An 11,232-nucleotide genomic window follows, 5' to 3' on the forward strand; every position below is an offset into this window, starting at 1 on the left:
CTGCCATTGTCGCGCGCCTTGGGCGCCCCGCAACCATCAACCCAACCTTTTTCCCCGCCTGCACCGCCAGCGCCTGACGCGCGCCGGTGCACCGGGACATTCTCCCGAGGAAATAACCTTGAACACTTCTTCAGGCAACGCCCTGGACAGCACCATCACCACCCAACAAATCACTGACGGTCCATCCAGTTTCGGATATACGGCCGCCGTCGCCCGATATTTCGAGGACCATCCCTGCCCCGGGGGCACCGGACGCGGGCGTGTGGTCCGCGTGGACCGCAACTTGCTGCTCGTGGCGGTGGCCGATGGGCTCCTCCACCTCCCCTATCCACTCAGCGGGGAGGCTGCCGTCACCGGCGACTGGGTCTGGCTCGGCCCCAACCGGGCCGGTGACCGGCAGATCCTGACCGTCCTTCCGCGCCGGTCCGAGCTGAGCCGCAAACGCGCCTTCGAGGACTCATCCGCCGAGCAGGTTTTGGCGGCGAACATGGACACTGTGGGGGTGGTGCTCCCGGTGGACCGGCCCCTCACGCACAACAGGCTCGAGCGGACGCTCGTGGCCGCGTGGGACTCCGGCGCCACTCCGCTGGTGATCATCACCAAGGCGGACCTTGCGCAGGTGGCGGACGACGTCGTCGGGAAGGTCATCCTGCAGGCCGCGGGCGTGGAGGTGGTCACCACGTCGGCAGAAAACGGCGACGGGATCGACGAACTGATGGCGCACATCCCGGCCGGCGGAACCATTGTGCTGCTGGGGCCCTCCGGCGCCGGCAAGTCCACGCTCATCAACGCCCTGGCGGGCCGGGAAGTCCAGCACACCGGCGAGGTCCGGTCCGGGGACTTCAAGGGCAAGCACACCACCACCTCCCGGGAACTGGTGCCGCTTGCCAACGGCACCGTGCTCATGGACACCCCGGGCGTCCGCGGGTTCGGGTTGTTCGACGCCGAGGACGGGCTGGGCGAAATGTTCGGCGATGTGGAGGAACTGGCCGGGACGTGCCGGTTCAATGACTGCGGACACGGCAACGAGCCGGGGTGCGCCGTCCGGGAGGCGATCGACCACGGTGTCCTCCCGGAGCGCCGCTGGAACTCCTACCTGAAGATGCAGCGGGAACTGGCGGCCCTGGCGCGGCGGTCCGACGTTGCGGCCCAGCGGGCGTACTACCGCGAGTGGCACCAGAAAGTGGTGTCCGTGGGGAAGTCGCAGCGGTGGGCGGAGCGTGAGGTGGCCGAAAGGCAGGAGAAGGCCGGCGGCACAGGACGGGGCAAGCGGCGCAAGGGGAGCCGCTGACCTGGCGGCGTACACTCCTGCCCAGTTACCCCCTGCTGAAGGCGGGCGGGGCCACGCTCCGCCGTGCAGCACCTGGCGCTGCCTCCGCTGCTTGGACCTGAGCCCGCCGGCAACTGGGCGGGAGGGCCCGGCGTCCTGCCACAGTGTCGGACTGCCGCGGTAGGGTGCGGTCATGGACATCATCCTCGTTCCCGGATTCTGGCTCGACGCTTCTTCCTGGGACGGGGTGGTGCCGGCGCTTGAAGCTGCCGGCCACCGCCCCGTCCCCCTCACCCTGCCCGGGCTGGAGTCGAAAGACGCCAACCGGGCAGGGATCGGCCTGCGTGACCACATCGACGCCGTGGTGGGCGCAGTGGACGGCCTCGACGGAAAAGTGGTGCTGGTGGGCCACTCCGGCGGTGGCGCCATCATCCACGGCGTCATCGATTCCCGGCCGGAGCGCGTGGCGCGGGCCATCTACGTGGACAGCGGCCCCCTGGGCGAGGGCGGGGTGATCAATGACGAACTTGAGGCGGACGGCCACGACGTTCCGCTGCCTCCGTGGGAGGGCTTCGAAGACGCCGACCTGGTGGACCTCGATGATGCGTTGCGGGATCAGTTCCGTGCCCGGGCCATCCCGCAGCCCAAGGGCGTGGCCTTTGACCAGCAGCACCTCCATGACGAGCGCCGCTATGACGTGCCGGCAACCGTCATTGCCTGCGAGTTTCCCTCCGCGATGCTGCACGAATGGATCGCGGGAGGGCACCCCTTCGTGGCTGAACTGGGCCGGATGAAGGACGTGGAGTACGTGGACCTGCCCACCGGCCACTGGCCACAGTTCACCAAACCGGACGAATTGGGCCAGGCCATCGTGGCAGCCGTAGGCACCCCGGAAAGCTGAAGCGGCAGGCTTCCGGGGGACCGACGTTCCGGGCCGCCGCACGCCTTGCCCAGGAGCCGTCATTTTGGGCAGGACCCTTGCGCGGCCGGGCCACACTCCGCATACTAAATGAATGACATTCATTTACGCTTCCCTTGACGGAGCCAGCGCCGCCCCCGCTCAAGCAAACCCGGCCGCCCGGTCAGCCGCCTCCGGTGCCATGCCGGCTGAGTGGAGCGCCCACCAGCAGACCTGGATGGCCTTCCCGCCGCCCAACGAAACCTTTGGGCCGGCGGGAAGCTCCACCTTGGACCGCGCACGCGCTGCATGGACGAAGGTAGCCCGGACCATTGCCAAGTATGAACCCGTCACTGTGGTAGCCGATCCCCGGGATGCCACGGCAGCCCGCGAATGGCTCGGCAGCGGCATTGCGGTGGTGGAGATTCCACTGGACGACGCCTGGATCCGGGACAGCGGGCCCAGTTTCGTGCACCAGCCGGACGGTTCGCTGGCTGCCGTCGACTGGGTTTTCAACGGCTGGGGTGCGCAGGAGTGGGCCGCCTGGGGCCAGGACCGGAAGGTTGCTTCCGCGGTGGCGGCACAAGCCGAGGTCCCCGTCCGCTCCAGTTCTCTGGTCAACGAGGGCGGCGGGTTCCACGTGGACGGGGAAGGGACGGTGCTGCTCACCGAAACAGTCCAGCTGGATCCCGGACGCAACCCCGCAGCCACCAAGGAATCGGTGGAGGCCGAGATCCACGCGGCCCTCGGCACCACCAAGGCCATTTGGCTTCCGCGCGGACTCACCCGCGACTACGACGAATTCGGCACCCGCGGCCATGTGGACATCGTGGCTGCCTTCGCCGGGCCCGGTACCATCCTGCTGCACCGGCAGGACAACCCTGACCACCCGGACCATGCTCTCTACCTGCAGCTGAAGGCCGTCCTGCAGGGCCAGGTGGACGCCCAGGGCCGGCCGCTGCGCATCATCGACGTTCCGGCGCCCACCGTCCTTTCGGATGAGAACGGCTTCGTGGACTGGTCCTACATCAACCACTACGTCGCCAACAACGTGGTGGCGCTGTGCGCCTTCGGCGATCCCAACGACGCCATTGCCCAGGGCATCCTGGAACGCGCCTACCCGGGACGGACGGTGGAACTGGTGGACGCCCGGGACATCTTCGCCTTCGGCGGCGGCATCCACTGCATCACCCAGCAGCAGCCAGCACCAAAGAGAAGCGCGGCATCGTGAGACCGTTCAATGTGGTCGAGGCCGGCATCGGCACGCTCCGCGCCGCGCTGGAAAGGGGCGAAACCACCAGCGAGGACCTGGTCCGCGCGTACCTGGCGCGGATCGAGAAGTATGACTCAAACGGCATATGCCTCAACGCCCTGGTGGTGGTGAATCCGGATGCGCTGGAAGAGGCGCGGGCGTCGGACCGGCGGCGGGCTGACGGCTCCCTGCTCGGCCCGCTGGACGGCATCCCCTACACCGCCAAGGACAGCTACCAGGCCCGCGGCCTGACGGTGGCCGCCGGCTCACCTGCGTTCAAGGACCTGGTGGCACAACGGGACGCCTTCACCATCGAACGTCTCCGTGCCGGCGGTGCCGTGCTGATCGGCCTGACCAACATGCCGCCCATGGCCAACGGAGGTATGCAGCGCGGCGTATACGGACGTGCCGAGAGCCCCTACAACGCTGACTACCTCACCGCGGCTTTCGCATCGGGCTCCTCCAACGGTGCCGGCACAGCCACGGCTGCCAGCTTCGCGGCCTTCGGGCTGGCGGAGGAAACCTGGTCTTCAGGCCGCGCCCCGGCGTCCAATAATGCACTCTGCGCCTACACGCCCTCCCGCGGCGTCATCTCCGTGCGCGGCAACTGGCCCCTGGTGCCCACCATGGACGTGGTGGTCCCCCACGCCCGCACCATGGCGGACCTCCTGGAGGTCCTGGACGTGGTGGTGGCTGACGACGCCGAAACCCGGGGCGACTTCTGGCGTGTCCAGCCGTGGATCCCGGTACCCAAGGCATCTGCCGTCCGGCCGCCGTCGTACGTGGCCCTGGCCGTTCCGGACGGCGCCGCCGCGGCAGGCGTGCTCGCCGGCAAACGGTTCGGCATCCCCAGGATGTACATCAACGCCGACCCGGACGCCGGCACAGCAGCGAACCCGGGAATCGGCGGACCCACCGGCCGGCGCATCGACACCCGCGGCTCCATCATCGGCCTGTGGAACGCTGCCCGGCGCGATCTCGAAGCTGCCGGCGCGGAAGTGGTGGAGGTGGACTTCCCCGTGGTTTCCAACTACGAGGGCGACCGGCCCGGCGCGCCCACCATCGCCACCCGCGGCCTGGTATCCGCCGACTACCTCCGCCGCGAAATCGTCGACCTCTCCGCCTGGGCGTGGAACGACTTCCTGGACGCCAACGGCGATCCCCGGCTGAACCGGCTGGCCGACGTCAAGGGCGCCGACATCTTCCCGGCACCCGACGGTTCCCTGCCGGACAGGTACGACGGTTTCGACGACGACATCAGCGACTATCCGGCGTGGATCCGCGACCACGGCGTGCCGTCCCTGGCGGAGATCCCGCACCTGCAGGCCGGGCTGGAGGGCCTGGAAAAGACCCGCCGCACGGACCTGGAGCGGTGGATGGACCGGCTGGGCCTGGATGCCGTGGTGTTTCCCGCCGCGGCGGACGTTGGCCCCGCCGACGCGGACAGGAACCAGGAGTCCGCCGATCTGGCCTGGCGCAACGGCGTCTGGGTGTCCAACGGCAATCTGGTGCCGCGCCACCTGGGCATTCCCACCGTTACGGTTCCCATGGGGCTGGCCGCGGACATCGGCATGCCGGTGGGACTGACCATTGCCGGCCGGGCCTACAGCGACACGGAACTGCTGCGCCTCGCGGCGGCCGTCGAGGCCACCGGAAACCGGCGCGTACCCCCGCCGCGCACCACGTCCGCCGGAGACGTCGAATAGCCCTGTCCCGGACCTGGACGCTGCAGTTATTCTGGACGCAGTGATTTTCATTTCTTGCCTGTGATCCACAGCTTCCGCAGTCTTCACCCGTCGCTCCGGCTCCCGATTACGAACGGGGCGGTGATTCCGCGTGCCATGGAGGGGAACCCCGTTGTGGGTTCCCCTCCACCCGGCCCCCTTATCGGAAACATTCTCGGGAGACCCCATGGACACCCAGCCACACGGCACACCCCTCCTCACGCAGGTCACCCTCCGGCCTGACTGCGCCAACTGCTTCGCGCTCTGCTGCACCGCCTTTGGCTTTACCCGCTCGGCGGATTTCGCCATCGACAAGCCACCCGCTGCCGAATGCCCCAACCTGGCCACCGACTTTTCCTGCACCATCCACGACAGGCTCAGGCCCCGCGGCTTCCGGGGCTGCACGGTCTTCGACTGCTTCGGTGCCGGCCAGTCGGTCAGCCAGGGCCTCTTTGCCAGGATCAGCTGGCGGGAGGACCCTGCGTCGCAGCAGGCCATGTTTGGCGCCTTCCGGGTGGTCAAGCAGCTCCACGAGATGCTTTGGCACCTGGCCGAAGCGCACCGGCGAACCTACAGCCCGGACACTGCCGCCGACGTGCAGCACCTTCGGGTGACGCTCGAAGAGGCCGCGGCAAGCGGCGCGCAGGCCGTCCTGGAGCTCGACGTGGAGGCCCTGCACCACAGCACCGCACAGCTCCTGCGCACGGTCAGTGAAGAGGTCCGGGCAGGTTACTTTACGGACGACGCCGGCCCGGCCGCCCGCCTGCACGCTGGCGCCGACCTTGCCGGTGCCGGGCTGCGCGGGCTACAGCTGTGCGGCGCGGACCTTCGCAACGCAGTGCTGATTGGCGCCGACCTCCGCGGCACGGACCTCACGGCCGTGGACCTGCTCGGTGCCGACCTGCGGGATGCAAGGCTCGACGACGCCGACCTGGCCGGCGCGCTCTTCCTCACCCAGGCGCAGGTCACCTCGGCCCGGGGCAACGGGGGCACGCGGCTTCCGGCGGTGCTGACGCGGCCCGGGCACTGGACGGACTAGGGCGCGCACCGCGGAGCGTGCGGCGGGCCGGGAGTCAGGCCCGGGAGAAAGTGTAGAAGCCCACCCCGTGGGCGGGAAGTTCCAGCTCCAGTGCCGGCACCCGGTCCACTGCCGTGATTCCGGCGCTGGAGCCGCTCCAGGCCTCCCGTGCCCGCCAGCCGCCGGGCTGCGGGAGGCCAAGGTCCCCGAGCGGCAGGGAACGGGCCAGGCTGGCCGTCCCGGTGTTGAAGCATGCCGCGTACCGGTCCTCCGACGTCGTGCTTTCTGCCGCCCAGACCACCAGGTCCCCGTCGCGGAGCAGCTCGCGGCTGTTGGAACCGGCCCGGTGGGCTGCCAGCAGGTCGGGGTTGGTCAGCAGGTCCAGGGTCTCCGGGGGTGAGGCCGGCAGGTCACAGCCGAGCATGAGCGGGGACCGGGCGATGCACCAGAGCGAGAGCATGGTGCGCTGCTCGTCGGCGGTGAGGCGGCTGAGCCGTTCCCCGCCGCGTTCGACCCGCTGCGCCATCCGTCCCACCGGCAGCATGTCTGCGTCCGCCCAGCTGCCCGGCCGCTGGTGGGGTGCCCAGCGGGCCATGCGGGCGAACTGCGCTTCCACGTCTTCCCACACGTCCCAGAGGTCGTCGGAGACACGCCACATGGTGGCGTTGGCCCGCAGGTGTTCAAGCCGCGAAAGCGACAGCGCCCTGCCCGGTGAGAGGCTGAGGACCATGTCCCGGCCGCAGCGGTCCATGGCCTTCCGGTAGGCGGCAATTTCCGCGTCAAAGTAGGGGCCCAGCATGTCATCGGCCTTGACGAAATCCACGCCCCAGGCGGCGAAAAGCCGCAGCCGGGAGTCGTAATAGGCCTGGGCTCCGGGCTGGCTGTGGTCAAGGCCGTAGTTGTCCGCATTCCAGCTGCAGACGGAGGCGGTGTCCGCGATCAGGTCTGCTGTGGCAGTCGTTCCTTCCACCGGAAGCCGCTCGAGGACCGCCTGGCGGGGGATGCCGCGCATGATGTGCAGGCCGAACTTCAGCCCCAGGGCATGGATCCGGTCGGCCAGCGGCCTGAACCCCAGCCCGCCGGCCGCCGAGGGAAACCTGTTGACGGCCGGGAGCTGCCGCCCGTACGGATCGAGTTGCAGCCGGGCACCGTGGTTGTATCCGCCGGCCCGCGCAGCCGGCTCGTACCACTGGATGTCCACCACCACGGTGTCCCAGCCGTGCGGCAGGAGGTTCCGGGCCATGAATTCGGCGTTGGCCAGCACTTCAGCCTCGGTGACGGACGTGCCGTAGCAGTCCCAGCTGTTCCAGCCCATGGGCGGCGTGGCGGCGATAGTCATCCGGCCAAACTACAACGTTGGAAATCGATGCGCCACCCCGTGGAAGTGCCTTGACACCTGCATTTGTTAGCGCTGACAGTTGATGAAGCCACGAACCCGACCGGAGAGCCACCTCAATGAAGAACTGGGCAGGAAACCTCGAATACGCATCGTCCGCCGTGCACCGGCCAAAGTCGGTGAACGAGCTCGCCGCCCTGGTCGCGGCGGCGCCCCGGGTCAAGGCGCTGGGCTCGCGGCACTCCTTCAACCGGGTGGGCGACACCGAGGGGCTGCACATCCTGCTGGACGGCCTGCCGCACAGCATCGAGCCGGACAGCGAACGGCAGACCGTCCGGGTCAGCGGGGGCGTCAGCTACGGCGAACTGTGCCGGGCGCTTGAACAGTCAGGCCTGGCCATCCACAACCTGGCATCCCTCCCCCACATCTCGGTGGCCGGGGCCATCCAGACCGGGACGCACGGCTCCGGCGTCGACAACCAGTCCCTGGCGGGCGAGGTGCAGTCCATCGAGCTGGTCCGGCCGTCCGGGGAAGTCCTCACCCTGACCCGTGCTGACGGGGACGACTTCCTGGCCAGCGTGGTGGGCCTTGGCGCCCTGGGCGTCATCACCGCCGTCGAACTCTCCACCCGGCCCAGCTTCCGGATGCGGCAACGCGTCCTCGAAGACCTGCCGTGGGACGCAGCGCTGGCGAACTTTGATGCCCTGGTGTCCGCCGCCTACAGCGTGAGCCTCTTCACCACCTACGCGGGTGATTCGGTCAGCCAGGTCTGGCTCAAGGCCCTCGACAGCGAACCTCCGCTGGCTAAGTTTTTTGGCGCCACCGCTGCCACCCGACCTCGGCATCCGCTGCCGGACATGTCCGCCGAGAACTGCACGCAGCAGCTGGACCAGGCCGGTCCGTGGCTGGACAGGCTGCCGCACTTCCGCCACGAGTTCACGCCCAGCAACGGCGAGGAACTGCAGAGCGAGTACATCCTGCCGCTGGAACACGCCCCGGCCGCCATCGAGGCCGTACGCACCCTGGCGGACCGGTTGGCGCCGCTGCTGTTCATCTCGGAAATCCGGACCGGGGCGGCCGATGACTTCTGGCTCAGCCCGTTCTACCGGCAGCAGAGCGTGGCCCTGCACTTCACATGGAAGCCGCTGCAGGCGGACGTCGAAGCGCTCCTCCCGGAACTCGAGGACCTGCTGCGCCCCTTCGGCGCCAGGCCCCACTGGGGCAAACTCTTCACGCCATCCCGGTTCGACTGGGAGCAGCTGTACCCGCGCTTCGCTGGCTTCCGGTCGCTCGCCTCGGCCCATGATCCTGAGGGGAAGTTCCGGAACGTCCTGCTGGACGGCATCCTCGGCGTTCCCGCTGCCAGCGGGCGCTAAAACCCCGCAACGCGCCGGGCCGTGACGGCGGCGGCGGCTAGGCTAGAGACATGAAACGCCGCTTCGCAGCCCTGTCCGCCGCCCCGCTCCTGCTCCTGCTCGTCGGCTGCGGCACCGTGGAAGAGGCCGCTACGGATGCAGCCAATGATGCGGCATCCAAGGTTGCCACAGCGGCTGCGGACGAGGTCAACAAGCAGATCTGCGCCGTGGTCCAGGACGGCCTGGTGAGCGTGCAGGACAAGCAGGTGCTGGCCGGATTGGTTTCCGCCGCACGCACTGCCGGAGTCCCCGCGGACATCACGACGCCGTTGGGCGAGATAGCTGAGGCCGGAGACCAGGTGCCGGCCGAGTCGGTCCAGGCACTGCAGGACGCCTGCGCAGCCTAGCGACACCCGGAGGCGCCACCCTGCGCCGGCGTCCGGGCCCTTGTTATTGCGACTGATCGATCCCGTGCAGTCCGCCCTCGGCGGGAGGTCCGTGACCCTTCCGGCCGTGGACCGTCCGGTCCCGTGAGGACCGCTCAGAAGACTGGGTCCCGTGCGGGGTCCGCTCGTGGCCGGCCCTGTGCTGCGGCGGGGCAAAGGGAACCACGTCCGAGTTCCTGCTCGCCGGTGCGGCCCGGATGAACTTGGCCAGTTCTTCGCGGAGCACAGTCCAGCCGATATCCGGGTCATCGGGGTAGGCATCAACTTCCGCCTGCCGCGCTGCTTCCAGCGCCGCGATTCCGCGTTCGGTCAATTCGACCTTCAACTGGCGGCGGTCTGAGGCCTGCCGCGTCCTGGTGATCTGTCCCGCGGCTTCCAGCCGGGTGAGGACCCTGCCCAGGGTCTGGCTTTGCACTCGGATGGCATCGGCGAGCCGCTCCTGGTTCAAAGGTCCGCCGGACAGTCCTTCCAAGGCGATGACTGCGGCTCGGGTCAGCCCCAGCGGCGCCAGTGCTTCATCCTGCCGCCGTTGGACCAGGCGCGCCGCCAGGGTGATCAGTCGATAGCTGTTCCGGGCATCCGGATCAAGATTGCTGGTCATCGGGCCGTGGCCTTCCTGTAGGTGGCAAAGCGGGGATCGCCCTTCATCGCTACCTACCTACAATAAGCATGCTTAGCATCATCGTCGCAAGTGAAGCCGCTACCCCTCCCCCCAAAAGGCCGGGCGGACGTCCCCTTTTAGCGTGCTCGGCCCTTTTTTAGAAAGTCCCTGCCAGCCCCCTTGCGGAACAAAAGGCAAGTGTGCTTACTATCTAATTAGTAACCCTGCTTACTAAACAGCCAGCTTTGCTGGTTCTTAATCGCCAGCTGACTTGAGGAAAGAGAGCCCGATGACAGAGAACCAATGGCCCCAGACTCCCAACCCGGCCGTCACGGATCCCTACGGTGCCGCCACCGTCGAGGACGACTTCACTACCGCCTCGACGTCCGGTCCCGCCGGCGATTCGAAGACCGATGCGGCAAAGGCGGAGGCCTCTGACGTGGCAGGACAGGCAACGTCCGCAGCCAAGGATGTGGCACATACGGCGAAGGAAGAAGCCGCCAACGTCGCAGCCGAGGCAAAGACCAACGCCAAGGACCTGATGAATCAGGCGAAAACCGGTCTCAGCAGCGAGGCAGGCGCCCAGCAGCAGAAGGCTGCTGAGGGGATCCGCAACATCTCCGGCCAGCTGCACAGCATGGCCAGCGCCCCTGAGCAGCAGGGTATGGCGAGTGACCTGATCCGGCAGGCAGCCGAACGCGGCGACTCGGTCGCGTCCTGGCTGGAGAACCGTGAGCCGGGAGACCTGCTCGGCGAAGTGCAGCGGTTCGCCCGCAACAAGCCCGGGACGTTCCTGCTGCTCGCCGCCGGTGCTGGCCTGCTGGCCGGCCGCCTGACCCGAAGCCTCACCGCAGGAGCTCCTGAACAGACCTCAGGGACAGCGGGCGCCGGCCAGGCGCAGTCCCCCGCGGCCACGCAGCAGGCAGCGCATTCCGCACCGGTCCAGCCGCTCCACCAGGAGACCGTATACGCAGCGGGGACCGACGACCTGTTCGCCGAACCCACAGTTACCGGTACCCCATCCGCCACTTCAACCCTGCCGGGAGGCACCGCCGAGGACACGCCGCTGCGGTACGAGGATGACCCGTTCGGTGACGAGGACGGCTCCTACCGGACCGCGGAGGGCGGCTTCCGGTCGACGGAAGGACGCCCGTAATGAGTAGCCAGATTCCTGAGTCGCCGGGCGTGGCGCACCAGAAGGCAGAGACAGCGTCGCTGGGTGAACTGCTCGGCGATGTCACCCGGGACCTGTCCACCCTGATGCGCCAGGAAGTCGACCTCGCCAAAGCCGAACTCAAACAGTCCGCCACCCGGGCCGGTAAAGGCGGCGGC

At 68.4% G+C, this 11,232-nt stretch carries 11 protein-coding genes; 9 read left to right on the forward strand and 2 right to left on the reverse strand.

Features of this window, described 5'->3' with window-relative positions; genetic code table 11:
• Positions 1-118 precede the first annotated feature (118 nt).
• The 5 genes from rsgA to AC1DBN_RS18285 all read left to right on the forward strand — a co-directional run bounded on the left by rsgA (position 119) and on the right by AC1DBN_RS18285 (position 6,183).
• Positions 119-1,291 (forward strand): ribosome small subunit-dependent GTPase A, encoded by a 1,173-nt coding sequence (gene rsgA / locus AC1DBN_RS18265; protein WP_477723826.1) that lies wholly within the window; start codon positions 119-121, stop codon positions 1,289-1,291.
• A 172-nt stretch (positions 1,292-1,463) separates the two neighbouring features.
• A complete protein-coding gene (locus tag AC1DBN_RS18270) occupies positions 1,464-2,171 on the forward strand; it encodes an alpha/beta fold hydrolase (protein WP_091717031.1) in 708 nt (235 codons plus the stop codon).
• Between the two features lie 112 nt (positions 2,172-2,283).
• A complete protein-coding gene (locus tag AC1DBN_RS18275; RefSeq protein ID WP_477723827.1) occupies positions 2,284-3,399 on the forward strand; it encodes an agmatine deiminase family protein in 1,116 nt (371 codons plus the stop codon).
• On the forward strand, positions 3,396-5,126 hold the full coding sequence (locus tag AC1DBN_RS18280) for an amidase (protein ID WP_091717027.1): 1,731 nt from the start codon (positions 3,396-3,398) through the stop codon (positions 5,124-5,126). Before AC1DBN_RS18275 ends, AC1DBN_RS18280 begins: the two co-directional genes overlap by 4 nt.
• 205 nt (positions 5,127-5,331) lie before the next feature.
• Positions 5,332-6,183, forward strand: a complete 852-nt coding sequence (locus AC1DBN_RS18285) for a pentapeptide repeat-containing protein (protein WP_314212559.1) — start codon at positions 5,332-5,334, stop codon at positions 6,181-6,183.
• Positions 6,184-6,217: 34 nt separating this feature from the next.
• Here the strand turns inward: AC1DBN_RS18285 and AC1DBN_RS18290 are convergent, their stop codons facing one another.
• Positions 6,218-7,501, reverse strand: a complete 1,284-nt coding sequence (locus AC1DBN_RS18290) for a glycoside hydrolase family 27 protein (protein ID WP_477723828.1) — start codon at positions 7,499-7,501, stop codon at positions 6,218-6,220.
• Between the two features lie 116 nt (positions 7,502-7,617).
• On the opposite strand from AC1DBN_RS18290, the gene AC1DBN_RS18295 reads away from it, so the two are divergent.
• Positions 7,618-8,874, forward strand: a complete 1,257-nt coding sequence (locus AC1DBN_RS18295) for an FAD-binding protein (protein WP_477723829.1) — start codon at positions 7,618-7,620, stop codon at positions 8,872-8,874.
• Positions 8,875-8,924: 50 nt separating this feature from the next.
• Positions 8,925-9,260 carry a hypothetical protein gene (locus tag AC1DBN_RS18300; RefSeq protein WP_477723830.1) on the forward strand — a complete coding sequence of 112 codons (336 nt, stop codon included), beginning with the start codon at positions 8,925-8,927 and terminating at the stop codon, positions 9,258-9,260.
• Positions 9,261-9,303: 43 nt separating this feature from the next.
• Here the strand turns inward: AC1DBN_RS18300 and AC1DBN_RS18305 are convergent, their stop codons facing one another.
• Positions 9,304-9,900: a MarR family winged helix-turn-helix transcriptional regulator gene (locus tag AC1DBN_RS18305; RefSeq protein WP_477723831.1), complete on the reverse strand. Its 597-nt coding sequence runs from the start codon at positions 9,898-9,900 to the stop codon at positions 9,304-9,306.
• Positions 9,901-10,189: 289 nt separating this feature from the next.
• Here AC1DBN_RS18305 and AC1DBN_RS18310 point away from each other — a divergent pair, with 289 nt between their 5' ends.
• Together AC1DBN_RS18310 and AC1DBN_RS18315 are read left to right on the forward strand one after the other, a co-directional pair.
• Positions 10,190-11,056 carry a hypothetical protein gene (locus AC1DBN_RS18310; protein WP_477723832.1) on the forward strand — a complete coding sequence of 289 codons (867 nt, stop codon included), beginning with the start codon at positions 10,190-10,192 and terminating at the stop codon, positions 11,054-11,056.
• The coding region (locus tag AC1DBN_RS18315) for a phage holin family protein (RefSeq protein WP_477723834.1) at positions 11,056-11,232 on the forward strand (177 nt) is incomplete at its 3' end. The genes AC1DBN_RS18310 and AC1DBN_RS18315, both read left to right, overlap by 1 nt.

It is taken from the genome of Pseudarthrobacter sp. 10T415 (assembly GCF_056394175.1).

What these genes read in the sequence shown, in the direction of transcription:
- AC1DBN_RS18285 (WP_314212559.1), top strand. Translation starts at nt 5,332, where the DNA reads ATGGACACCCAGCCACACGGCACACCCCTCCTCACGCAGGTCACCCTC.
- AC1DBN_RS18305 (WP_477723831.1), bottom strand. Translation starts at nt 9,900, where the DNA reads ATGACCAGCAATCTTGATCCGGATGCCCGGAACAGCTATCGACTGATC.
- AC1DBN_RS18290 (WP_477723828.1), bottom strand. Translation starts at nt 7,501, where the DNA reads ATGACTATCGCCGCCACGCCGCCCATGGGCTGGAACAGCTGGGACTGC.
- AC1DBN_RS18300 (WP_477723830.1), top strand. Translation starts at nt 8,925, where the DNA reads ATGAAACGCCGCTTCGCAGCCCTGTCCGCCGCCCCGCTCCTGCTCCTG.
- AC1DBN_RS18310 (WP_477723832.1), top strand. Translation starts at nt 10,190, where the DNA reads ATGACAGAGAACCAATGGCCCCAGACTCCCAACCCGGCCGTCACGGAT.
- AC1DBN_RS18270 (WP_091717031.1), top strand. Translation starts at nt 1,464, where the DNA reads ATGGACATCATCCTCGTTCCCGGATTCTGGCTCGACGCTTCTTCCTGG.
- AC1DBN_RS18275 (WP_477723827.1), top strand. Translation starts at nt 2,284, where the DNA reads ATGACATTCATTTACGCTTCCCTTGACGGAGCCAGCGCCGCCCCCGCT.
- AC1DBN_RS18295 (WP_477723829.1), top strand. Translation starts at nt 7,618, where the DNA reads ATGAAGAACTGGGCAGGAAACCTCGAATACGCATCGTCCGCCGTGCAC.